At 52.1% G+C, this 24,362-nt stretch carries 22 protein-coding genes; 11 read left to right on the top strand and 11 right to left on the bottom strand.

The annotated features are described in order from the left end of the window. Positions 1 to 70 precede the first annotated feature (70 nt). From SFC07_RS05545 to SFC07_RS05525, 5 genes are all read left to right on the top strand, one after another. Complete coding sequence (locus tag SFC07_RS05545; RefSeq protein WP_411207235.1) at positions 71 to 1,678, top strand: AbgT family transporter; 1,608 nt, start codon at positions 71 to 73, stop codon at positions 1,676 to 1,678. A 15-nt stretch (positions 1,679 to 1,693) separates the two neighbouring features. Continuing rightward, a complete protein-coding gene (locus tag SFC07_RS05540) occupies positions 1,694 to 3,076 on the top strand; it encodes a M20 family metallopeptidase (protein ID WP_411207234.1) in 1,383 nt (460 codons plus the stop codon). Between the two features lie 197 nt (positions 3,077 to 3,273). Then, entirely contained in the window at positions 3,274 to 3,642 is a 369-nt protein-coding gene (locus tag SFC07_RS05535; RefSeq protein ID WP_411207275.1) for a YidH family protein, read from the top strand. Next, positions 3,632 to 3,982 (top strand): DUF202 domain-containing protein, encoded by a 351-nt coding sequence (locus SFC07_RS05530; protein ID WP_411207233.1) that lies wholly within the window; start codon positions 3,632 to 3,634, stop codon positions 3,980 to 3,982. The genes SFC07_RS05535 and SFC07_RS05530 overlap by 11 nt, the downstream gene beginning before the upstream one ends. Positions 3,983 to 4,290: 308 nt before the next feature. Continuing rightward, the gene (locus SFC07_RS05525) at positions 4,291 to 4,680 is read left to right on the top strand and encodes a VOC family protein (RefSeq protein ID WP_411207232.1); all 390 of its coding nucleotides are present in this window, start codon (positions 4,291 to 4,293) and stop codon (positions 4,678 to 4,680) included. Between the two features lie 380 nt (positions 4,681 to 5,060). Here SFC07_RS05525 and SFC07_RS05520 read toward each other — a convergent pair whose 3' ends face one another. The 5 genes from SFC07_RS05520 to SFC07_RS05500 form a co-directional block, all read right to left on the bottom strand. Continuing rightward, positions 5,061 to 5,519: a prevent-host-death protein gene (locus SFC07_RS05520; RefSeq protein ID WP_411207231.1), complete on the bottom strand. Its 459-nt coding sequence runs from the start codon at positions 5,517 to 5,519 to the stop codon at positions 5,061 to 5,063. 176 nt (positions 5,520 to 5,695) lie between these two features. Then, the gene (locus SFC07_RS05515) at positions 5,696 to 7,585 is read right to left on the bottom strand and encodes a heavy metal translocating P-type ATPase (protein ID WP_411207230.1); all 1,890 of its coding nucleotides are present in this window, start codon (positions 7,583 to 7,585) and stop codon (positions 5,696 to 5,698) included. After that, complete coding sequence (locus tag SFC07_RS05510) at positions 7,578 to 7,931, bottom strand: ArsR/SmtB family transcription factor (RefSeq protein WP_411207229.1); 354 nt, start codon at positions 7,929 to 7,931, stop codon at positions 7,578 to 7,580. Before SFC07_RS05510 ends, SFC07_RS05515 begins: the two co-directional genes overlap by 8 nt. 67 nt (positions 7,932 to 7,998) lie before the next feature. Continuing rightward, on the bottom strand, positions 7,999 to 9,531 hold the full coding sequence (locus tag SFC07_RS05505) for a mannitol dehydrogenase family protein (protein ID WP_411207228.1): 1,533 nt from the start codon (positions 9,529 to 9,531) through the stop codon (positions 7,999 to 8,001). Positions 9,532 to 9,932: 401 nt separating this feature from the next. Beyond that, positions 9,933 to 11,282 (bottom strand): RbtT/DalT/CsbX family MFS transporter, encoded by a 1,350-nt coding sequence (locus SFC07_RS05500; protein WP_411207227.1) that lies wholly within the window; start codon positions 11,280 to 11,282, stop codon positions 9,933 to 9,935. Positions 11,283 to 11,508: 226 nt separating this feature from the next. Between SFC07_RS05500 and SFC07_RS05495 the strand changes: the two genes are divergently transcribed. Beyond that, complete coding sequence (locus SFC07_RS05495; protein ID WP_411207226.1) at positions 11,509 to 12,360, top strand: DeoR/GlpR family DNA-binding transcription regulator; 852 nt, start codon at positions 11,509 to 11,511, stop codon at positions 12,358 to 12,360. After that, complete coding sequence (xylB, locus tag SFC07_RS05490) at positions 12,360 to 13,739, top strand: xylulokinase (RefSeq protein WP_411207225.1); 1,380 nt, start codon at positions 12,360 to 12,362, stop codon at positions 13,737 to 13,739. The genes SFC07_RS05495 and xylB overlap by 1 nt, the downstream gene beginning before the upstream one ends. Here xylB and panC read toward each other — a convergent pair. The 4 genes from panC to SFC07_RS05470 all read right to left on the bottom strand — a co-directional run bounded on the left by panC (position 13,729) and on the right by SFC07_RS05470 (position 17,383). Further along, complete coding sequence (gene panC, locus SFC07_RS05485; RefSeq protein WP_411207224.1) at positions 13,729 to 14,550, bottom strand: pantoate--beta-alanine ligase; 822 nt, start codon at positions 14,548 to 14,550, stop codon at positions 13,729 to 13,731. The two genes, xylB and panC, sit on opposite strands and share 11 nt — an antisense overlap. Beyond that, positions 14,551 to 15,360, bottom strand: a complete 810-nt coding sequence (gene panB, locus SFC07_RS05480; protein ID WP_411207223.1) for a 3-methyl-2-oxobutanoate hydroxymethyltransferase — start codon at positions 15,358 to 15,360, stop codon at positions 14,551 to 14,553. A gap of 101 nt (positions 15,361 to 15,461) precedes the next feature. Next, a complete protein-coding gene (locus tag SFC07_RS05475; protein WP_411207222.1) occupies positions 15,462 to 16,676 on the bottom strand; it encodes a Fic family protein in 1,215 nt (404 codons plus the stop codon). 137 nt (positions 16,677 to 16,813) lie between these two features. Continuing rightward, the gene (locus tag SFC07_RS05470) at positions 16,814 to 17,383 is read right to left on the bottom strand and encodes a DNA-3-methyladenine glycosylase (RefSeq protein WP_411207221.1); all 570 of its coding nucleotides are present in this window, start codon (positions 17,381 to 17,383) and stop codon (positions 16,814 to 16,816) included. A 192-nt stretch (positions 17,384 to 17,575) separates the two neighbouring features. Between SFC07_RS05470 and SFC07_RS05465 the strand changes: the two genes are divergently transcribed. The 3 genes from SFC07_RS05465 (at position 17,576) to SFC07_RS05455 (ending at position 19,430) form a co-directional block, all read left to right on the top strand. Then, the gene (locus SFC07_RS05465) at positions 17,576 to 18,163 is read left to right on the top strand and encodes a nitroreductase family protein (RefSeq protein WP_411207220.1); all 588 of its coding nucleotides are present in this window, start codon (positions 17,576 to 17,578) and stop codon (positions 18,161 to 18,163) included. Between the two features lie 96 nt (positions 18,164 to 18,259). After that, the gene (locus tag SFC07_RS05460) at positions 18,260 to 18,880 is read left to right on the top strand and encodes an HAD family hydrolase (protein ID WP_411207219.1); all 621 of its coding nucleotides are present in this window, start codon (positions 18,260 to 18,262) and stop codon (positions 18,878 to 18,880) included. Continuing rightward, a complete protein-coding gene (locus tag SFC07_RS05455) occupies positions 18,873 to 19,430 on the top strand; it encodes a gamma carbonic anhydrase family protein (protein ID WP_411207218.1) in 558 nt (185 codons plus the stop codon). The genes SFC07_RS05460 and SFC07_RS05455 overlap by 8 nt, the downstream gene beginning before the upstream one ends. Here the strand turns inward: SFC07_RS05455 and SFC07_RS05450 are convergent. Both SFC07_RS05450 and SFC07_RS05445 read right to left on the bottom strand, forming a co-directional pair. Further along, complete coding sequence (locus SFC07_RS05450) at positions 19,423 to 20,577, bottom strand: ROK family protein (protein WP_411207217.1); 1,155 nt, start codon at positions 20,575 to 20,577, stop codon at positions 19,423 to 19,425. The two genes, SFC07_RS05455 and SFC07_RS05450, sit on opposite strands and share 8 nt — an antisense overlap. Before the next feature lie 177 nt (positions 20,578 to 20,754). Continuing rightward, a complete protein-coding gene (locus SFC07_RS05445; RefSeq protein WP_411207216.1) occupies positions 20,755 to 22,041 on the bottom strand; it encodes an MFS transporter in 1,287 nt (428 codons plus the stop codon). Positions 22,042 to 22,360: 319 nt separating this feature from the next. Between SFC07_RS05445 and SFC07_RS05440 the strand changes: the two genes are divergently transcribed. Continuing rightward, entirely contained in the window at positions 22,361 to 24,343 is a 1,983-nt protein-coding gene (locus SFC07_RS05440; RefSeq protein ID WP_411207215.1) for a hypothetical protein, read from the top strand. Positions 24,344 to 24,362 lie beyond the last annotated feature (19 nt).

The following is a 24,362-nucleotide window of genomic DNA, read 5'->3' as shown; positions in this document are numbered from 1 at the left end:
GAACTTTTAGTCTGGCTTCATCGCCGGGACATCGAACCGAGATGTCCCGCACGATCGGAAGGTCCGGGATATGAGCTCGAACACCGTTATAAAAGAACCCCAAGGGGACAATATCGCTGCGCCCAGCAGCACTTTAGGAAAATGGAGCGATAAGTTCCTCAACGGTGTGGAAAAGCTTGGAAATAAGCTGCCCACGCCGTTTTCACTTTTTCTGATTCTTTTCCTAATCACTGCCCTTGTCTCATCGATTATGGCGTGGATGAATGTCTCGGTGATTGTGCCAGGATCTGAAGAAGAGCTCTTTGTAAAAGGACTATTCACCGCTGAAGGATTGGTGTGGTTAACCACCAATTTGGGCGCCAACTATATTGGCTTCCCACCTTTGCTCACCGTCCTGCCCATTTTGCTTGCAGTGGGTATTGCTGAACGCTCGGGCATGCTTTCGGCTTTGATCCGCAAACTTTTTGGCTCGGCCAAGAAAGTTGTCCTGCCCTATGCCGTGGGTGTTATCGGTGTGACAGCCTCTGTTATGGCTGATGCTGCTTTTGTGGTGGTGCCACCCCTGGCAGCCATGGTTTTCAAAGCTGCAGGTAGACACCCAATTGCCGGTTTGCTTGGTGGTTTTGCTGCCGTGGGTGCTGGTTATTCCACGGCCTTGGTTCCCACCAGCCTGGATGCGCTTTTTGCGGGAATTACTAATGCAGTAATGCAGACCCTGCCAGGAATTGAAACCACCGAAGTAAACCCGGTTTCCAATTACTACTTCAACATTGCATCTTCAATTGTTTTGGGTGTTTTATGTGGTTTTATTATCGATAGGGTGCTGGAACCGCGTTTGTGGAAGCAAAAAGTAACCACTGAATATGCGGCTACTGAGGACTCAAAGCCGGAAACAGAAGAGATTTCTGCAACCCTTTCCCCACAGGAAAACCGCGCCTTGGCAGTTTCACTGTGGGCAACCTTGTTCACCGCCATCATTGTTCTAATTGTGGTGCTTATCCCGAACTCCCCATGGCGCAATGAAGATGGCGGATTTTTGCCTAAATCTCCATTGCTTAATGCAGTGGTCTTTATTGTCTGTATTTTCTTTGTGGTCATGGGCCTGGCCTATGGCATGGTGCTCGGCAACATTAAGAAGATGGATGATGTTGTGGACATGATGGGTGAATCCATCAAAGACATGATCGGCTTCTTGGTACTGGCCTTTATTCTGGGTCAGTTTGTGGCGCTCTTTAACTGGACTGGCATTGGAACCTGGACTGCAGTACAAGGTGCCGCCGGTTTGGAAGCTATTGGTTTGACGGGATTCCCGGCAATCTTGGCCTTTATTATTTTGGCCTCGTGTTTGAACCTGCTCATTATCTCTGGCTCGGCAATGTGGACTCTTATGGCAGCAGTATTTGTGCCGATGTTTGCCTTGCTGGGATATGAGCCTTCCTTTATCCAAGCAGCCTTCCGCGTGGGAGACTCGGCAACCCAGGTGATCACACCGCTTAATCCCTACATGATTGTGATTCTGGGATTACTCAGAAGGTATGAGCCAGAAGCTGGATTGGGTACCTTGATGTCTCGTCTAATTCCTTTTGTGATTCCATTCTGGCTATCCTGGGCAGCACTATTGGCCATTTGGTTCTATGCGGACCTACCACTTGGACCAGGTTCTGGAATCTTCCTCTAAGCGTTGAAGGACAAAATGACTCAGAATAATTTAGAACCATCCACGGTCTACCTGGACTATATGCAAGAAGGTATAGCCCAGCGGAAAAAAGAAGCTGAGCAGCAAGTAGGCAACGCTCAAGAACATGCACCGGATTATCCCGGGCAGCAGGTTTTGTGGCGTCAACTGCAAGAAGCTGGGGAAGCACTTTATCCCCAGCTTCAGAAATTAGCCTTTGACCTGCATGATCATCCAGAGGAAGCTTTTGCGGAGGTTTATGCCGCAGGCGAAATCGCCAAACTTCTTAGCGCTTTTGGATTTGAGGTCACCACCGGTGCTTATGGCGTAGCCACAGCACTTGAAACCTCATTTGAGACCCCGGGTTTTGATCCAAAACTGCACCCAAGCATCGCCATCCTTGCGGAATATGATGCGCTGCCAGAAATTGGCCACGCATGTGGCCACAATATTATTGCGGCAGCCGGTGTGGGCGCCTTCCTGGCAGCCACCAACATGCTCAAGTCCGTGCGCGCTCGGGGCGTCGACAAGCTGCATTTTGAGGGACGCTTAGTGTTTTTGGGAACGCCGGCGGAGGAGGGCCATTCCGGCAAGGAATATATGATTCAGGGCGGCGCCTTTGAAAATATTGATGCTGCTGTAATGATCCATCCTTTTGGTTTTGATTTGGCGGAGCATAGTTGGGTGGGCCGGCGCACTATGACGGCTACTTTCCACGGGGTTTCTGCGCATGCCTCGGCGCAGCCTTTTATGGGCAGAAATGCGCTCGACGCTGCAAGTTTGGCTTATCAGGGGTTGGGGGTTTTGCGTCAGCAAATGCCACCGAGTGACCGTCTGCACGCAATTATTACCGAGGGCGGAAATCGTCCCAGCGTGATTCCCGATACCGCCAGCATGGCTTTATATGTGCGTTCTTTGCTGCCCGAGGCTTTGGTGGATTTATCGCGCCGGGTTGATGATGTGCTTGATGGGGCAGCGTTGATGGCAGGTGTGCGGGTGGAAAAACAGTGGGATATTCACCCGGCTAGTTTGCCGGTACGCAATAACCATGCTTTGGCTGCACGCTGGGCAAAAAGCCAGAATTTGCGCGGGCGCACTGCCTTGAAGGAGGGAATTTTGCCAGATACTTTGGCAGCCTCCACGGACTTTGGCAATGTCTCACATTTGGTCCCAGGCATTCACCCCATGGTGAAGATTTCTCCGGAAAATGTGGCATTACATACCAAGGAATTTGCTGAATATGCGCGCACCGAAGCTGCCGTTGATGCAACCGTGGATTCTGCCATTGGACTAGCACAGGTAGCTATTGATGCTTTGGCGGATCCCACCTTATTGGCTGCGGCGCGCGCAGATTTTGAGGCTGCAGGTGGGGTGCTCAAAGTGGCTGATTATTTGGGTTAGCTTTCTAATTCCAACTCCAGACAGCGAAAAGTTCGAAATTATGGGATATTTCGCTGTTGTCATGCGGGAAAGATCTTGAGATGCCTCCTAAAGCAGATGCGGTCTATTCTTAAATCTCAGGTAGTAAAAGGCATGGCTTAATTGCAGGACCAACAAAATGAAAGTGGGAAATAGCTGTGGCAGCGCCGACAGAGCCTATAGATGAGAGAAGCTCATTCGCCCGCTTTATTTTTCCCGATGGTCAAGAACCTGATCCCCGTTTTACCTTGGCAAATGAACGCACCTTTTTGGCATGGACCAGAACCTCGCTGGCCTTTCTAGCAGGTGGCATTGCCTTTGAAGCTTTTCAGCTCAATGGCCTTCCTGACACAGTGCACACTGCCATCGCAGTTTTTATTATTGCTATCGGCATGATCATTGCTGCTGGTGCTGCAGTGCGCTGGGTCAATGTGGAACGGGCCATGCGCAATAAGCGTCCGCTGCCGGTACCTGCAATTGTTCCAGTATTGTCCCTGGCCGCACTGTTGGCATCCCTCGCTGTGATGGTGTTAATCATTGTTCACTAGTGGGCAGCCGGGCATACCTGCCGGCAGAATCCATGACGATCCAGGATTGCAACCCGAGCGCACAATTTTGGCGTGGAATCGCACCACCGTGTCCATGGCGGTGTGCTCGGCGATTTTGCTGCGTTGGATGAGTTTTTATGGGCCGCTGGTATTTTTCCCGGTGGCTGCTTTGATTCTTTTGGCGGTGTTTATTTTGGTAACGCAGCGCGTGCGCTACCAACGCCAAGCGCAGGGCATAGCCCATGAAGAAATGCGCCCCAATATTATTGGAGTGGTCTCATTAACCTCCACCTTGTTGCTTTTTGGGGTGTGTGGGATCGTTTTTGTGCTCTTAACCTAAAAATGAATTTCAAATCAATAACAAATTTGTATCTTCTTTATAAAGTTTGTTATGTGAGGTTTCTTTCTCGCGATAGAAGTGCAAGCATGTGGTGTAGCGCCTTAAGTAATAGCTTTAAAGCAGCTTGCGGCAGATGAAAACTTCTGATTGGTATCGCGATTCTTGCTAGCGGTTCGGTGGTTCTTGCCCATTGTTCTTCAGTCAGAGGAAAACCTCTCAGCACATGTGTCATGGAATATGTGCTGGGAGGTTTTCGGCTTTTTCCAGCAGTGCTGCACAATCTTCGTGTCATAGCTATCCTGGCGCCCATGAGAATTGAAATTGCCAGCGTTTTTGTTGATGACCAAGCCAAAGCCCTCGATTTTTATACCTCTAAATTGGGTTTTGAAAAGAAGCATGATGTAGAAGCCGGCGATTACCGCTGGTTGACTGTTATTTCCCCCGAAAACCCCGATGGCGTGCAGTTGCTGCTCGAGCCAAACCAGCACCCCGCCGCCTCCAGCTACCAGGCCGGCATCAAGCAAGATGGTATCCCCGCCACCCAGTTCTACGTCGACGACGTCCAGGCCGAGTACGAGCGCCTGCGTGACCTTGGCGTGGAATTCACCCTCGAGCCCATGGACGTAGGCCCCTCCATCATTGCGATCCTCGACGACACCGTGGGCAACCTCATCCAGATTGTCACCCTTAAAAGCTAAAAACCATGCTTTTCGACGAAAAACCGCCTGTCATTTAGTTTCATTTGGGTGATGAGTGTGTACCTGTTCTAGAAATGCAGTACGTCCCTCTATATAAAACCAGATCCTGGCAGAGCCTCTACCTGTAGGTTTATGCTGCCAGCGCTCATGGATTACACCATTTCGGTTAATGCGAGCTGATTCCCCTCTCAAAGGATAATTAGTCGAGGTGATTTGAAGTGGAGATGAAGTGAGGAAATCCCATGCGTCAGACATGGGATTACGAAGTGTTGCCACCAGATCACGCCATCCCTTTGTGGCCTGACTGGAGGCAAAACGGATCTCATATTCATTTTTCTTGGGTGGGCGTGCGACTAGTTCGCTCTTCTTGGCGGCCACGATTATGGCCGTTCGACGCGTGGGTCGTTTTCAAGCCAATCTACATTTTTGGTGTCCAAACCAGCTGCAATTGCCGTGGCTGTCTCTTTCCACGAGGTAAGTTCTGTAATTATCAAATGTGGCTGGGTAGTGGAGAGGGAGGCGCGTGCGGCATCAAAAATATTGCGAGCGAAAGTTTCTTGGTCTTTTGCTGAAAGGGCAAGCATCCAAGGAAAAGCCTTAGACATACGCTCAGTAAGTGAACCATGATCTTCAATAGATACTGTGAGTAATTGTGCTGCGATTTCTAGCAGTTGGGTTTGACCTTCAGCTTCTCGTTGAGACATCAATACTAGCGATTCACCATCGCGTCGTGTGATTGAAATAGGGTGCTCTTCAGCTTCTGCGAAAACCTCGGCGGAGTGTTTACTTAGGTCGGAGGAACGGCGTGTGCGCTGGGGAAAATCAGCTGCAATAGTCATGACTGCAATCATGTTCGGAATATATTCGGAATTCCAGGTTGAAGTTGAGATCAACTTATTTTCGATGCGAGCTCTTAATTCCTCCATGATCCGAATAACCGCGTTGGGATTAAAGGCGGAACGCAGTGATTAGTGCGGTATCGGCAATTATTGAGTAGATCTAGAGCTAACTACATCTAGGGTCGTTTAGTTCTCGCAGCACGCAAACCATTACAAATGACTAAAACCTCAGCCACCTCGTGGATGAGCACCACAGCAGCAAGCCCGAGGACGCCGGTGATTGCCAAAGGTAAAAGAATCACAATGATCAGCAGGGATAAGACGATATTTTGGTTCATGATTGCGCGTCCCCGGCGGGCGTGATTTATCGCGAGGGGAATAAGCCGCAGATCATTGCCCACAAAAGCAACCTCTGCAGATTCAATAGCTGCATCAGATCCATGGACCCCCATTGCGATTCCCACGGTGGCCGTTGCAAGCGCGGGCGCGTCATTAATACCATCGCCGATCATTCCGGTCGGGGAGTCCTGCACAGATTGGGAGATCAAGGTAGCTTTGTCGGCAGGGCTTAGCTGTGCGTGGACCTCTGAAATTCCCGCCATGTCCGCTAGTGCGGAGGCAGTGCGATAATTATCGCCAGAGAGCATCATGACCTTTATTCCTTGGTCTTGAAGCTGAGTAACTGCCTCTTTAGCCTCGAGTCGGAGTTCATCACGAACCCCGATTGCACCTATGACTTTTCCATCGCGAGCGACCATAACGCAGCTCTGACCACTATTTTCCATATCTTCGACTACTTCAGACAACGCAGCTGGCGCAATCCAACGGGGACTGCCGACGGAAATCTCCGCGCCATCAATGTGTCCGCTAAGTCCCAAACCAGGTTGTTCAGTGATGTGGGTGGTCTCAAGAGTGGAGCTAGCGGCATTCTTTATGGCAGTAGCTAGTGGGTGCGTACTTTGTGCTTCCAATGTTGCAGCTAGTGTCAATACCTCTTCTTGGGAGGTTGAATCTACTGCATAAACCTGTGCCACCGAGGATTCATTTCGAGTCAAAGTACCAGTTTTATCCATGGCAATCCTTCTTAAAGTGCCTAGATTTTCAAAGGCTGCGCCACTCTTGACGATGATGCCAAATTTGCTGGCGGCGCCAATTGCGGAAATAACGGTCACGGGGACTGCAATCGCTAAGGCGCAGGGGGACGCGGCCACCAAAACGACTAGTGCACGGGTGATCCACACGGCGGGGTCTCCAAAAATAGAGCCGATAATGCCAACCAAAAGTGCCACGATAAGAATGCCGGGGACTAGTGGTTTTGCGATGCGATCAGCTAAACGAGCGCGCTGACCTCTATCGTTTTGGGCTTGTTCAACGAGCTTTACCAAGGCAGTCAAAGAGTTATAGGTACCAGCCGCGGTGGCAATAATTTCTAATACGCCCACGGTATTGACGGTTCCCGCAGAAACTGAATCACCTTGGGAGACAAAAACTGGAATGGATTCACCGGTTACGGCAGAGGTGTCGATGCTGCTAGTGCCACTATTGACAATTCCGTCTGTGGCAATCCTTTCACCAGGCAGAACCCTGATGACATCGCCAATTTTAAGATCTTTAACTGCGACTAAAGTGGGGTGATTGTTTCTGAGCACAGTGGCATTTTCTGGCGACAATTTCAGTAGTGATCGCAAACCAGCTTTGGCGCGATCCATGGCTTTATCTTCCAGTGCTTCCGCAATGGAAAAGAGGAATGCCAAAGCAGCGGCTTCTTCTACGTAACCGAGCAAAATTGCACCGATTGCGCTGATTGTCATTAACAGTGAGATGCCGAGTTTTCCGGAAGTAAATAATCCACGTACAGCTCCGGGAACAAAGGTGGATGCGCCGAGGATAAGACCGATCCAGAAGAAGACAGTGCCAGTGGCAAACCATTCTGCAACTAGCCCCAGTAGGAAAAAGATTCCGGAAGCAATGGGCAGGAGGATTTCGCGGTCTTTCCACCACGGCTGTTCTGAGTGTTCGTCGATCTCAGGTGTGGGAGCTGCGGGGGCGCTGCATGCATCACTCATTGGGAGTGCAGCAACCTTCAACGCTGCAGGTTGGATCGATGCATGGGACGTTTTCATCAACGGCCAGGGTGACATTTAAAAGTGCTAAAAGAGCTGCGCTGAGGTGTGGGTCTGAAATCTCATAGCGAGTTTTACGACCCTCAAGCTCCGCCACCACAATGCCACAGCCCCGCAGACACGCTAGGTGATTGGAAACGTTGGTGCGTGATATTCCCAATTCACTAGCGAGTTCTGCTGGGTAGCCAGGATGGCGCAATAAAGACAGCAAGATTTTGGAGCGAGTGGGATCAGCCATCGCGCGTCCCAAGCGATTCATTGCATCAATTTCAACATCTATGGTCACCATCTGCTGAACTATACAGCAAATGGTGAACTAAAAACTAGTGCTGGAGGGCGACGTCGAAAAGCGTTTTTTAAACGGTGACGCGCGCAAGCAGCGCGTCGAGGGTCGCTTCCGCACCACGCTCATGCAGGGAGGTGAGGGTTGCTGCGTAGGTGGCGGTGAACTGCTCGGAATCGACCAGGTCGCCGAAGAGGCCGCGGTCGCTGATGAAAGCGAGGATATTCTCGTGGTTGTGGGAGGCGTTCTCGTGCACGCGCTCGGCTAGGCGATCGACGATCTTGATGGGATTGCCCTGCTCATCGGTACCTTCGGCATAACGCGCCCAAGAAGCAACAATCGCGGCGGAGAGTTCAACCGCGCCACCCTTTGCTAGGTTTTCACGGACCACGGGCAGCAGCCACTTGGGGATGCGGTCGGAGGACTCGGCGCACAGACGGGGAACCGTGTCCTTGACGGCGGCGTTGCCAAAACGGGCGATGAGCTGGTGGCGATAAGCATCGAGATCAACTCCAGGCAGCTCGCGCAGGGTTGGCGTGGCCTCGCGCTCCATGTAGGCGAGCAGGAAATCACGGAAACGCTGATCCGCCATGACATCATGCACCATGTGATGCCCTGCGAGGTGACCGAAATAGCAAAGACCCTGGTGAGAAGCGTTGAGGAGGCGCAGCTTCATGAGCTCATAAGGCTCGACATCGGCAACAACCTGAACGCCAACTTCTTCATAAGGTGGGCGGCCATCGGTGAAAGCATCCTCGAGAACCCACTGTGTGAAGTCCTCGGAAACTACTGGCCAGGCGTCTACGTAACCGGTTTCCTGCACATCTGCGCGGTCACTATCGGTGGTTTCGGGAGTAATGCGGTCCACCATGGAATTGGGGAATTTAACGTTCTGTTGCATCCACTGGCCCAGCTCTTCCGAAATGGAGTTGGCAAAAGCATGGAAGAACTTCTCCGCCAACTCACCATTGCCTTGGATATTATCGCAGCTCATGATGGTAAAAGGAGTGGTTCCAGCAGTGCGGCGGGCAATCAAACCAGCGGTGATAAGGCCGAAGAAGGTTTGCAGTTCATTTGTTTTGCCGCCTTTAAGCGCCTCACGGTCAGCAGCGATGCGAAGGTTGGTGTGGTCAAATTCGCCGGTTGCAGGATCGATGTTATAGCCGCCCTCGGTGACAGTTAGTGACACAATGCGGATTGCTGGATCTGCCAGAGTATCTACTGCAGCCTGGGGGTTCTCCGGTGCGAAGACATAATCGATGATGGAGCCGATCACGCGCTGATCAAGTTCGCCATTGGGAGCTTTGGTGGTCAGCGTATAAAGGTGATCTTGGCCTGCGAGGGCATCGCGCATGCGCACATCAGAAGGCATAACGCCCATTCCGACGATGCCCCAATCCAGTGCTTTGCCCTCATTCATGAGACGGTCGAGGTACATGGCCTGGTGTGCGCGGTGGAATCCACCAACGCCGAAGTGCACAATTCCTGGGGTGACCTGGGAGCGATCAAAGGAAGGGATTTTTGCGCCAGATACTTCTGCGATTGCTTCGAGGTTGGCGGTGTTGAGCGGGAGTGGTTGGTTCTGTTGGTTCTGTTGCTGATTCATGGGAGTTCCTTTGGTTGTTGTTTGTTTTTGGGGCAGGGGGCGTCTTTGATTGGGAGATGGGTTTCGGGGTGGGGCGGTCTTTTTGGGGGAGTGACTAGTACTTGCTAGTCGGGGCGATGGTTGGGACCCACTTTTGAGGCCACCGTTAACGCGCACTCCAGGCCGCGCTTGGAGCTGCGCAGAATCCTGCACAAATTGGCAAAATTTCACACTTTGTGCGCGATTGTGCTCATTTTGAGGGGTGAAAAATGGCAGGATTCTGCACAAATCTCTGTTTTTGGGGCCCTTTGTGCGGAATTCTGCACACTCGCTTTGGGTGGTACATCAAGGTGCTAACTCGCACCTGCCTGAAAATCAGGTACCAAGCTCTCACCAAGCACGTATCAAGCAGCCAGCAAGCTTTAGTGCGCCTTTACTACCGCAAGATCTGAGATATCGGCGTTTTCATCAAGCGGTGGCAGCCCATCAAAGCCAGGCTGGGTTCCGCGCAGCTGCAGCGTCATCCAGCCAGAGACCAGGTACAGCGCAATCATGACGAAGATAAGGCCGGTTGCTCCAATGAGCGGGTGCAGCACTGCAACAAGTAGAGGACCAACTGCAACGGCACCGCCAACTCCGAGGTTATAAGTTGCCATTGCTGCACCTGGGTGCTTGGGATCAAGGGAGACTGCAATCGCGGATAGTGGAACGAAGCCGGCTAGCGAGATGCCAAATAGTGCGCCGGCTGCGATGGTGATTCCATAAACAACGCCGTCTGAAAGTCCGGACTTAACGCCGAAGAATGGGATGAAGTAGACCATGGCCAGGGTTACCGCGCCACCGATGGATCCTGCCCAGAATACAGTGCGGGCCCAGCCGTGGCGGTCGCCAAAGCGTCCGAAGAAAGGATTAAAAGGCAGGTTCACTGCATAGATAACAGTGGTGAGGATGAGGAACCAGCTCAGGCGCCAGCCCAGGCTATCGGTGAAGAAAGCGGGGAAGAAGACTGCCATCGCATAGGTCGGGATGGAATTGATGGTGCGGATGTAAGTGACAAAGCGGGCACGACGGTCAGTACGCAGCAGCTTAAAGCCCTGACCCAGGGTCTGCTTAACATCTTCAGGGTTGGATACCAAAGGGTGGCGTCCACGGCGTTCTTTTACTCCGAGCAGCGCAACGAGGGAACCAATAACTACCAGTGCCAGGGAAACCCAGAGGGTTTCATAGAAGCTGAGGTTGATGAACTGGATGGAGATGGTGGCAACCAAAGCGCCCAAAGTAGGAAGACCTGCCGAGAAGGCCACATAGAACCAGCCCACACCGGTGCCTAGGTTCTTTGGATCTGCGGTGGCGGTAATCCACACCAAGAAGCCGTAGGCAAAGAAGGGGTAGCCAAATCCGCGGAGACCATACGCAATAAAAATCAGCCAGCTTTGGTCGGAGGTCAGTGCCCCTGCTAGGAAGATTAGCTCGAAGCAGATCCAGATGGTGGCGCCGAGGATCATCACGCGGCGTGGACCCCAGAGATCCGAAAGGGCTGCGGCAAAGAATGCTGCGATGGCAACGGCAACACCATAAACCGTAACCAGAGTTCCTACGGATGAAACGGTGAAGCCATGATCGGAGCTGAGGAAAGGTTCGAGGATATTGGTTTCCACGCCGTCGCCGATCATGAAGATGGCGAGTCCGATGAAGCCGAAGATGAGGGCACGAGGAATGCCGAGACGATCAAGCAGACCCGGCTTGGACGCTGGCGAGTGCTGTACTGACATTGGTCCACCTTTGTTAGAAGTGTTGAATTCGGCGTTAGGTTGCTGTTAAAAACTGCCCCAATGGGCACCCATAACCGTGTCGAATCCAAGGATTGGAGTGTTTAGTGGTTTGGATCACGTTAAACTAACACTAATTTAACGCCACAATGTTATAAAAAAGCAAGACCTAACAAAAAAATGTTAAAAACCCCTGGTCTTAACAACATGAGCGTGCTAGTTTTTTCACATGGCCCAAGTAATCCCCGCCACTTCCCAAGAACGGCGACGCGAAAGAATCGTTGCTTATATCACCCGTCACGGCTCCGCACGGGTAGAACAACTGGCGGAACATTTTGATGTCAGTGCAATGACAATCCACCGCGACCTCGAGGCATTAGCCACCGAAAACCTGGTGGAAAGAATCCGCGGCGGCGCCCGCTCGGTATCGCCCTCCATGAGCGAGCTGGCAGTGGGGCAGCGCCGGCACTTGCACCGAAACGTCAAAGAAGCACTTTGTGCTGCTGCAGCGCGGCTCATTCCGGAGGGTGCGGTGGTGGCAATTGATGATTCCACCACCCTAGAACCCCTGGTAGAGCAGCTGCCACAGCGTTCACCCTCGGCATTGATTACGCACTCCCTCAAGGCAATGAGTGAGCATCGCAATCGCGCCGGGATGGTCGATATCCGCCTCATTGCCTGTGCGGGATTGTATTTTCCGGAAACTGATTCCTTTTTGGGTCGCTCCACCGCAGCGCAATTAGCTGAGCTTTCTGCCGATATTTCCTTCGTCTCCACCACCGCTTTGCGTACCACCGGAAATTCCGCGGCGCTTTTCCACCCCGATATGGAGGCTGCTGATACTAAGCGCGCTGTTATAGGAATCGGCGCGGTGAAGGTTTTGGTGTTAGATTCCAGTAAATTTGGGTCGCCAGGCGTGTTTAAAGTGGCCCCGATTGATAAATTTGACCACATTATTATCGATCAACAATGCAGCCGCGAGCAGCGCGAATTGCTCACCCATTCCCGCGCCCAGATCCACGTTGTTGATATCAACGGTGAGGAAATCACCTCCACCTACATCCAAGAAGAGGAATTTTAATGGCGCTGGTGCTGGGAATCGATAGCTCGACCCAATCTTGCAAAGCGTTGCTTGTCGACGCCGCGACCGGTCAGATAGTTGACGAAGGACGCGCGAGTCACCCTGGTGGCACCGAGGTCGATCCACAAGCGTGGATCGACGCTTTGGAAACTGCCACCGCGGGACTGATCGATCGTGCCGATGCTGTGTCTATTGCGGGCCAACAACATGGCATGGTCGCAGTAGATGCAGCCGGAGACGTTGTGCGCCCAGCATTGCTGTGGAATGACACGCGTTCCGCTCAGGCTGCACGCGATCTCAACGCGGAGCTTGGTGGCGAATCCGCTGCTGTGGATGCCACCGGCAGTGTGTATTTGGCCTCTATTACTGCCACCAAAATGCGCTGGATGCGTGATCATGAACCAGAAAATGCAGCCCGCACCCACGCCGTGATGTTGCCACATGACTTCCTTACCTGGCATCTTTTGGGACGCCTGCGGATGGTCACCGATCATGGCGATGCCTCGGGAACAGGCTATTACAGCACTCGTGATCGAGCCTGGCGCCCAGATCTCGCAGCCCTGGCTTTGGGCCATGAGGTTGAACTTCCTGACTTGCTTGCACCCAATGCCATTGCTGGCCGCACTGCTGGCGGTGCGATTGTTGCTGCAGGTACAGGCGATAATGCCGCTGCTGCGCTGGGGCTAAATCTGGCTGCCGGCGATGTCAGCGTCTCTATTGGAACCTCTGGTGTTGCTGCCGCAGTGGTAAAAAATAGTGTGCATGATCCATCGGGATTGGTCACTGGTTTTGCCGATGCCACAGGTGCCTATTTGCCCTTGTCCTGCACTCTTAATGGAGCCCGCGTACTGGAATTTGGACGCCGGATTTTGGGTGTGGAATGGGAAGAATTTGATGCCCTGGCTCTTGCAGCGCAACCGGGTTCCCGCGGAGTTACCCTGCAGCCGTATTTGGATGGTGAGCGTACCCCAAATCGTCCGGAAGCTCGGGGCTTGCTTGCTGGATTAACTAGCTCAACCACTCGTGAAGACTTCGCGCGCGCCACCGTCGAAGGGCTCTTGTGCTCCATGGACGATGCCGTCACAGCGCTGGTAGATGCAACTGGCGTGCCTGCACAACGTATTTTGCTCATCGGTGGTGGCGCGTGTTCCGCTGCCGTGCGCGAGATCGCGCCAGAGATTTTTGGTGTGGAGGTGGTTGTACCGGAGCCTGCGCAATATGTGGCGCTGGGAGCAGCTCGCCAAGCAGCGTGGGCCTTGTCCGGCGCGGCCCAGCCACCGCAGTGGGGCACTGCGGTTTCTGCTTCTCGACGAACGGCTAAAAGCGTTGATGTGGTGCAGCGTTATGCGCACCTTCGTGAGGCGACGGCTAGGTGGTGATCTCGATATTGTCGATCAATCGCACTGGGCCTACGTAAATTGCAGCTACCACCAGCGCTGGTGTGGTGAGCTCCGCAAGTGGTTCTAAAGTAGCTGGATCAACTGCTTCGAGGTGATCTAGTTTTACTCCAGGAGCAGTGGCAAGTTCGGCCCGGGCTGCATCGATAGTGATGGCTCGGGCTTTGAGCTTTTCTAAAACTCGGGGCAGAACTAGTGCCTGTGTGCGTTCGGTGGGGGAGAGGCGTTGGTTTCTACTTGATTCCGCCAGTCCATCGGCACCGCGGATGATCGGGACGGCGCGGATTTCGACGGGAATATCAAGATCGGCCACCAGTCTGCGGATAACAGCCACCTGCTGGGCATCTTTTTGGCCAAAATAGGCACGATCAGGGCGCACCAAATTAAAGAGTTTGCTCACCACGGTGGCCACGCCATCAAAGTGGCCGGGACGGCTAGCACCTTCGAGTTTTTCACCCATGGCACCGGTTCGAACCCACACTAAAGGCAGGTCATTGGGATACATTTCTGCCACGCTGGGTGCAAAAACAATGTCTACGCCGCACTCTTCTAAGAGGGGGATATCAGCGTCGAGATCGCGGGGATAATGACGATAATCATCGCAATCGCCGAGAGCTTCAAATTGCAGTGGATTAACAAAAATGCTGGCCACAAGCAGTTCGTTTTCTTGGCGAGCTTGTTTCATAAGAGAGGCGTGGCCGCTGTGCAGCGCTCCCATAGTAGGGACGAATCCGACGGAGAAACCGCGGGGGATGGCGTCGAAAAGCTCTTTTTTGGTGGTTGTTAGGCGCATTTAGAAGGATTCCTGCTCGGCCGGGAACGCGCCGCTGTGGATATCGGCGATGTAGTGTTGCGCGGCGGTGTGGAGGTCGGCGCCCAGGGTGGCGTATTCGCGGACGAAGCGTGGCTTTTTGCCGGTGTTGAGGCCGAAGGCGTCTTGCCAGACCAGTACTTGGCCATCGGTGCCGTTACCAGCGCCGATGCCGATGGTGATGATGCCGAGGTCTTGGGTGACTTCGGCGGCGGCGAGTGCTGGAACCATTTCCAACACCACGGCAAAGGCTCCGGCTTGTTGTATCGCGCGGGCATCGGCGATGAGTTTTCCGGAGCTGGCACCACGACCCTGTACAACATGGCCACCGAGGGAATGCTCAGACTGTGGGGTATAGCCAACATGGCCAACCACTGGGATGCCAGCGTCGACGATACGTCGAATGGTTCCAGCCATTTCCACGCCACCTTCAATTTTGACCGCGGCAGCGCCGGTCTCACGCATGACCCGAATGGCTGTTTCCACTGCTTGATTAGGGCTTACTTCATAGGTGCCGAAAGGGAGGTCAACTACCACTAGGGCGCGTTTTGCCGACACTACAACGGCCTTGGCCAGCACAATCATCTCATCCAAAGTAATGGAGAGCGTGGTCTCGCGACCGAGTACCACATTGGCGGCGGAATCACCGACCAGCAGCACATCCACTCCGGCTGCATCAAAGATACGTGCAGAAAGTGCGTCATAGCTGGTCAAAGCGGAAATCTTGGTACCGTTCGCCTTGGCTTCAAAGAAGTGGCGGGTACGAATTTTGGGTGCATCAATGCCTGGCATGCGCATGAGTATAGATGTGATGGCTAGCGCAAAATAAATTTGAGAGAGCTTAGGCCACTGTTGATCGGTTAAGTGGGGTTGGTGGGTGGCGCCTAGTTGAACTAGATGTTTGAATCTAGCCCCACGGTTGTGCGTCCTTTATCAGTGAGGGCAAATCTTAACGGCCGTTTGCTTACTTCATAAACTAGATCCAATTCGCTCAATGCACTGAAATATCGTGTTGCTGTTGATTTTGAGACATAAAGGAGCTTCGTGGCAATATCTAGTGAGAGAGTTTCATCCTTTCCAAAAAGCTGGATTTGGCCCAAGATATATAACAATCTAATCTGATGTTTTTTGAATTCTTGAGTCTCTTCGAGATCTTGAATTGCTTCTTCTAGGCTTTGTAGGAGATCAATTCTTATTTCCAAGCTTTCTATTAATCCTTCTTGTGCTGCTCTAAAGAGCTTGAGCATGGAGATGACAAATGGGGTGCCATCACCACGATTAAGGCGGTGCTCCACAGTTTGGAATGCCTTGTAGTATTCGCGCCTATTTTCATTAATTGAGGTGGACATTGTCAGTGCAGTCGCCGGTGATAAAGCATTTCGCAGCTGGATACCGAGGAGGTAACGTCCCGTTCTGCCATTTCCATTATAAAAAGGGTGGATTGTTTCAAACATGAAATGAGACATCATTATGTTGACGAGATTGGCGGGCGTTTCGTATTCCAGCCGGATTATTGTCTCCACACCTTCGATAATTTTGGACTCTCGATAGAATCCCGCGTGAATCGTCTCCTGGCGCTGATTTAGAATCTCTACGGTGTCTCTACGGAAAATCTCGCCATCTAATTCCTCATCTTTTCCTAGCTCTCCGCGCATCAAATTGTCATAGAGTTTCCGCAGATCAGAAGGTGTTTTAGGGAAGATAATTTCATTCTCTGAAAGCGCGAGATAAAGATGAGAAATTTCTGAAAAGCGTTTGGTTCCTTTAAGTGAGATCGCATCGAGTGCGTTCTCAATGTCTTTACGTGTGGAGCGGATATTTTCGATTTCATTTGTTGAAATGACTTCTTCAATTGCTAATGATCGGTAATAGTGTTGAATTACTCCGGAAGGAAGGCTCCACCATAGAGAGTGAATTTTCTTCTCTAGGGAATGGGCTTCTTCAGTAAGTTGATAGACCTCAGTGGTGAGAAGGCAGAAAAGTGGATTTCCATTAATGTGGAAATCCCACTTAATTGAAGATTCGGAATCAAAACGACTTTGATATAAAGATTCGGCGCTTGATAGGCTCGCGGCATTGTGTTCTTTGTATAGAGTTCTGTATACCATGACGTTTTCCTTAATTGGCAAAATAGTCCAATTTGGCAATTAAGTAATTTGCTACACCGTTTTAAGTGTCAAAATTAACCATTTTGCCAATTAAACCCGCGCCCCGTTCCAGCCTCGTCGGGACCCTCACACCCTCCTCACACCTTCGGGTATCCGCGCAGTCCGCTCACCGTGGGATCATTGGGAATCCAGAATCTGAGCGGCGCTTCAGTATTTTTGCTGATTCCAACGCGGGGTCCGCAAACCCATTCAGGTTCTTGAGTTCTTTCAGAAATAAGAAATGAGGGTCCATAAATTGAAGCGTGATTATCGCTGAGCTCCAGGCCTAAAGTCTTGCCAAAATTACCAGGGCCTTGTGCCAATCGGCTAAAAGGAATCTTAGAACCGCGGCGCCTTTGGGCGATTTTTGCTCCAGAGACCACTTCACCTGCTCTTAGAAGAACTCCCTGGCCAATACCTTCGGGTCCACAGACAATATTTCCGGCGCGGTGAATTCCATAAGAGAGGTATACATACATATGTCCGCCGGGTCCGAACATGGCTGCATTGCGCGGAGTTTTTCCCCGGAACGTATGGGCAGCTGCATCCTCTGCCCCTAAATAAGCTTCCACCTCTGAAATGCGCACGCTAACTCCGGCGTGGCTTAATACGCAGCCTAAAAGCTGTGGCGCAACAATATCGGCAGCTTGGAGGAAGTCTATGGGCATGAGGTAATTCTAGGTGGGGATTGTAGGGGATATAGATGGCCGTAGTGGGGTGATTTTTTAGAGGTGGAAATAACAGTCCACTTTTAGGGCACGCGGGACTACCCTGGCGACGTGGGCTAGAGCGCCACAAAGCCACGGCTGGACCTGGGTTCTAGCTCCATTAAAAATACACAGTAAACCAAGGAAAACACCATGACTCTCTCCGTTGCAGCAGCAATTAACTCCCGCCGTGCCACCAGGAAATATACCGAGGAAATCCCCAGCGAGGCCCTTATTGATCGGGTAGTAGAGCTGGCGGTGGAAGCTCCTTCTGCATTTAATGTGCAGCAACGTGATCTTGTGGTGGTCACAGATCCTGATATTAAGCAGGCACTTTATGATGCCTCCCACCAGAAACAATTCCTGGCAGCTCCTGTCATCTTTATTACGGTTGCTCGCGTGGAAAATGAACCCGAGGACCTAGCCGAGCTTTTGGGGGAGGAGAGGGCTGAGCGGGTGCAGGGATTTTTGCAGCGTCGTTCACCAGAATTTGCCCGCGAAGCAGCTATTAAAGATGCATCTCTGCTAGCTGGATTTTTGCTAATTGCAGCGCAGTCTGAAGGCTTGGCTACGAGCCCAACCACCGGCTGGGATGAGGAAAAGGTTAAAGCTGCCATCGGCATTGGGGGACGCGAAGATCGTGCCATTGCCCTGGTAATTGCTGCAGGTTTCCCAGCCGAGCACCCCGAGCACCCCGGACGTGCAGAATCACGGCGCATTAACAACCACTACGACGCTTAAAACCCAAGAAAAAATTCGGGCGCGAACCCGGCTAAACACCTAGGCTTGAAACTGACCTTGCGCCACGGCAAGCTTTCACGGTGAGGAGTTCCGGCCATGACCAGCCCCCAGAGCAAAACCCAGACCTATCTTTTTGATCTTTATGGCGTCCTGCTGAAACTTGATGCGCCAGGGCAGCTCGAGCGTGTGTTCAAAGCTGTCGGTGAGCAGGGCAAAGAAGCCAAATTACAAGAAGTGTATGAGGAACTGCGCCCTGATCTTGATGCTGGCCGGGTTAATGAGATCAACTATTGGAATCAGATCCAATTGCGGGCGCAGCTGGAATTCCTGGATCCTCAGGAGGCAATTTCTGCTGATTATCAGGGGCTTGAGGAAGCAGATCCAGCCATGGTGGAGTTTGTGTTGGAGTTGAAAAACGCAGGCCACCGCATTGGAATCCTGTCAAATATTCCCCACGGCCTGGCGGAGATCGTCAAGCACCACAATGCGGCCTGGCTGGACCAGCTTGATGCGATGATTTTGTCCTGCGATATCGGCGCCGCAAAGCCGGAACCCGCAGCCTTCCACGCAGCCCTAGCTGCCCTCAACGTTCCTGCAGCTGAGATCATGTTTATCGATGATCGCTTGGTCAATGTGGAAGCTGCCCGCGAGGAAGGCCTGCAGGCTGTGGTTTTCACTTCCATCGAGCAGCTCAAAAAGGATCTCAACCATGAATAACGGACCCCTCATCCTGCCCTTTAATGGCAAAACCCCGCGCATTCACCGCAGCGCCTGGATCGCACCGACTGCCACCATCATTGGCGATGTTGAAATCGGTCCCGATGCCTCCATTTTTTATGGCGTTGTGTTGCGTGGCGATGTCAATAAAATCACCATCGGTGCGCGCAGCAATGTGCAAGATAATTGCGTCTTTCACGTTGACGCCAGTGCGCCCTGCACCCTCGGAGATGATGTCACCATTGGGCATTTGGCGCTAGTACACGGCGCCACCGTTGAAAATGGCAGCCTCATCGGAATGAAGTCCGCGTTGCTTTCCGGCAGTAAAATTGGCGCGGGCTCCTTGATCGCCGCCGGTGCAGTGGTGCTGGAGGGCCAAGAAATTCCGGCGCAGAGCTTAGCGGCCGGGGTGCCGGCCAAAGTCCGCCGGACGCTTGACGACGAACAGAGCCAGGCGTTTATCCCACATGCTGGTAGATATGTGGATATTTCTAAAGCTCAGGCCCCATTTTCAGAGGCACTGAGCTTGGATGAGGTGCGCTTTAGCTAGCTTTTGGAACCAGTGACAAAGGCTCATTAAGCAAACGATCCAAAGCCACGGCACGTGCAGCAGCACGCACATTTTCGCGGTGGGTTGGAATCAGACGCAGTTCAATATCTGCGTCATATTCCTTTTTAAGCTGTGCCGCAAAAACAGAACGCCCCTTAGGATCCTCAGTAAAAGCCGATCCTGCCAACACCAAAGTGGCTGGTTTCCTTTGCTGAGCTGCTACGGCGGCAGCATGGGCCAAAAGCGTGGCTCTGTCGTCGAGAAGCTTCCGAGCTTTATCGTTGCTCTCCGCAACCTTAACCAGCTCGCCGAGGCTCTCGGTGTAAATTCCCTGGTCGGATACCCGGCTGAGGAATCCCTGGGTGCTCAGTGCTGCCTCGGGGCTCATGCCGAGGGTATCCAAATCTGAACCGCCGGTGGTTTCCAGCGGGCCCAGAACCTGAACGCCGAGGTCATCGCTATAGGCAGCGCCGACCGAGTCATCAGCATAAAAAGTTAAGGTGACAGGTGTTGGCTGATCCGGGTGGGGCAGGGGAGTGGCTTGCAGCTCTGAGGCGGCAATTGCCGGAATCGCGGATGCGACAGTGGCTGGCACGCTGAACTGGTAGTTCAGACGTCCGGCAATATCCACGCCATCCCAACCGAGGTTGCTTGCGGTAACAACGCCCGCATTGGTGACCTTGCCGGAGGTTGCGACGCCGATGCCAACAAGTGGCAGCTCAATTCCGGTGGTCAGGCGATTAACTCCGGCCATGAGGTGCTCGATAAAAGTGTCGGGATCCAAATCGATGGCTGATTTTTCCAATATCGTATCGCGCAAGGTACGGCCCTTGGTATCAAAAAGGGCGATATAAGAAGACTTAGTGCCAATGGCTACACCAGCATGAATCCAGGGGCTCGGTGCCAATTCCAAAGGAATATTGGGGCGACCAGGGCCGGAAGAGAGGGTCAGATCGGGGCGCTCCTGCACGAGTCCGGCCTGCATAAGTGCGGTAACTGCACGGGTTACCGTCGGCTGGGATAAACCAGTCGCCTCGACGAGCTCATTGCGAATGAGCTGTTGACCGAGGCGGATATGGTGCATGCACTTTGCTGCCGGGGTCGAGGGGCGGGCGAATGACGCGGAGAAGTGGGCCTGATTTGGCATGAATTAAACAATAGCTAATCGTAGACAGTGCTGTCTAATAGGGGTTGATTTGGCTAGACTGCATAGTCTATGTATTACCTAAAATTTAGCTATAAGACCGGCTTAAAGGGATTATATTTCCCTTATCAAGCTATCTTCATGGCTTGGGTGCCCAGTAGCATAAATTTTGCTAAGCAGCTACGCGGAAGTGCTTTCTACTATTCCAGCTGGACGTTGGTATTTCCAAAATTTGGGTACTGCAATCATGCAGAGGAAGGTAAGTACAACAACTGCCACTCCACCCCAAAGTGTGGTCCAGCCAGCACCCCAAGATTCGGCCAGCCAACCATGTAAGACATCAGCCAGGCGGGGTCCTCCCACCACGACGATAATCCACACCCCCTGTATGCGGCCCTGAACATGTTCGGCGGCGGATTGTTGCAGGATTGCGTTGCGCACCGCGGAGCTAAACATATCGGCCATGCCGCCGATGACCATCATGAGAATAAACATCCAGGCCCAAATAGTGACGCGACCGGGGCTGAGCAAAATGGCTGCGCCACCCACAGCTACTGCAGCGCCCCAAGCAATGATGCACCAATACACCGCCACGCCTTGGCGTGAAACTCGGGATACCCAGCCGGAGAAAATTCCGCCCAAAACCGCCCCCAAGGCCATGGAGGAATAAAGGAAAGCGAGCATGGTGGCTCCGGCATCACCGCCACCAAAGTTGATATCGGCAATTTCTGGATAGAGCGCGCGAGGCATGCCAAAGGTCATGGCAATGAGGTCAAGCACCATCACCATCATGAGCACTGGCTGGGTGGCTAGATATTTCAAACCATCCACCACGCTGGCAAAACCGGCTTTCATGACCTCACCAACGGGCTTCATAGACGGCAGTGTCCAGACCGCCCACAGGGTAGGAATGATAGAGACCATATCCAAGAAATAAAGCCATTGGAATCCGATAAGCGGGATTAATGCGCCAGCGATCAGTGGCCCCACAATCGCACCGGTTTGCATCAAAGTCATATTTAATGAGGTGGCTGAGGCTAATTGATCTAAGGGCAGGATGCGCCGCAAGATGGCTGTGCGGGTGGGTTGGTTTACCGCAAAAAATGCTTGTTGCAGGGAAAATGTGGCCAATAGGAGCCAGATATTCTCATTGCCAAAAAGGGTGAGCAGCCAAAAACCTGCGGTGCTCAGGCATAAACCGATGGTGGTGATAATAAGGACTATCCGTTTATCAAAGGCGTCGGCAATGGAACCGCCATAAAGGCCGAAGATTACTAGTGGAACCAGGCCAAAAAGGCCGGTCAAGCCGACATAAGCCGAGGATCCGGTAATTTGATAAATCTGCACAGGTACTGCGACAACTGTTAATTGTGCGCCCAGTACCGTGGCAACATTGCCCAGCCAGAGGCGTTTAAAAGCAGGGTTTTTAAAGGGGCGGGTATCGGCAAAATAGTCTCTTAAACTCACTTGCATAACCCTAGCCCCCTTGGATTTTGTACAACAGAGTTTGTTTAGTTGTGGTTAAAGCGATTCGGGGGTGAGGGGTTCGTCGAAAAGCGTCTGGCGGCGCCGAGCTTGCGGCGGGGTGTGAAGCGCATGTGCTGCTAAGTCTAAAATGGTGAAATTAAATTAAATACACTAGTATTATAAAAAATTTAGTTAGCGAGTATTAAAGAGATTTTATGAGTAGAATTTTGCACATATTAAGGGCTTGAAAAGATTGTTGAGTCCTTGACATGACAATGGTGCGCATCTGCATCAAAGGCTCTGGTCAAATAGGTGAAACATGATCTTCTCAAAGTCCTCGGTTGTGAAATCAGCCACTACTCTCTCGCTTTTAGGTTCACTCCTTTTTGGGACTCTGGCACCGGCGATTGCACATGCTGGCACGGTGAATCCGAATCTTGGCCTTTCAGAATTGGGGGCAGGGGCAACTGTTAATTTCCCTGGCCGTACCACGGAAATTCCCATTGGTTTTAAGGTTCCTGCGGGCGTTATTCCCGAATTTTTGAGTGGAACCTTGCAAGTGCCTGCTGAGTATTCTGGTGGTCATCTGGAGCTTTATTCCGCTGACAGGATGCTGGCATCAATTCCCATTGTGCCTCAAGATGCCTTGGCCCCTGTGAACATTCCTTTAAGGGATGTTCCAATTGTGGATGGACGCGTGGATATGAGCCTGCGTGTTGTTATGGATGTGGTTGGTAATGAGTGGTGTGTTGAGGAAAGCCAAACCACCTTGCTGGATCCACGGGTGCAATTTACGGGAGTGACCATAAATCCTGGAGTTGTTGCAGATTTCTTTCCCACAGTGCTGCGCAATCTGACCATTTATACTCCCGCGCAACCCTCCACATCGCTTCAAGAATCCGCATTGGAAATTGCGACCTCTCTAGGATCGGCATACCGTAGCTCAGGCGTTGACATTGATGTACAGGCGCTGCCAGAAGGAAGCGAATCGCCGGCGGTTGCCCCGGGGGATTTTGAGCGCCAAATTGTGCTTGTTGATTCTCCTGACACCGCAACAACTGAGCTGATTAATGCTGGCGCAGACAATGCGTTCCTCAAGCTTTCCGGTACCGGCGACGCTTTATACGATCAAGCGCGTTTGCTTACCGACGCAATGCTGCCCTTGGCCGTAGATACCCAAGTAACGGCCGCAGGTTTTGGCGATGTACCTAACCTGGCTACAAATATTGCCAGCCTCAGCGAATTGGGAATTACCCAATTTAGCTCCGAAGGTGTTGGTTTTGCCTCGATTCCTTTGGGAATCGAAAGGTCTCGTTTGGAGACCTTTTCCGCCGGGCTAAAACTGCAGATTAAGGGAACCTACACCCCGCAACCTGACAAAAACAGCGGGCAAATCTCTTTTAGCCTTGGCGATACCGTGTTGGACGTTTTTACCCCAGATAACTCAGGTGTATTTGACCGTAAATTTGAAGTGCCTGGTGAACTAATTAGTCGCTACAACGAGATTGTGGTCCGGTACAAGAGCACCGGTGAGATTTCCTGCGGAAATACCCAGCCCATTGGTCTCACTATTGATTCCAATAGCCTGATAACGTCCAAAACCTCGGCTACTCCCGTACAAAGCGGATTTAACGCCTTGCCACAGGCCTTCCAACCCAGTGTTGATGTGGCAATGTCAGAGGGCAGTGCAAGTAATCTCTCCCGCGCTGTGGAGATTGTCATGGGTATTCAGTCCTTGAGCTCTCAGCGTATCCGCCCTGTTGTAGTGGACTGGGATAGTGCAGTGGACAGTAAGAACCCAACTGTATTTGTTGATGCTACAGGCCATAAAGTTGATCAGATCCCGACCTACCTCAACCAATCTGGTGTGTCTTTGGAAGTGACCAGCAAAAATGCCCAAAATGCCGATAATACTCAGCTGACAAGGTCGCTGCAGTCCAATGCGAACTTGGTTTCTGGCTCTTTGCAGGCGGTATGGGATCAATCCAATAATCGGATCATTGTGGTGGCATCCTCTCCCGATAACGTCCGTCAATTGGACGGCCTTCTGGACTGGCTGGACGCGGATAAGAGCCGTTGGACTTCCCTCAACGGTGACGTGGTTGTACAAGTGTTGGACCGTGAACCCATTGACCTCAGCACGGTCGATGCCCCAAATTCTTCACTGAGTGCAGGTCCGATTGGAATTGCGGTTGGAATCGGGCTGTTTATTGTTGCCGCCATTGTTGCTATCACGATTGGTATTTCGCAGCGGAATAAAAAGCTGAACAAAAAGCGGAATGCTGCAAAACATAAAGCTTAATGAGATCAGAGATCTTAGT

Origin of the sequence: Corynebacterium callunae (assembly GCF_046592015.1) — a bacterium.
Lineage (GTDB): Bacteria > Actinomycetota > Actinomycetes > Mycobacteriales > Mycobacteriaceae > Corynebacterium > Corynebacterium callunae_A.
This window is presented reverse-complemented; position numbering and strand designations above follow the sequence as displayed.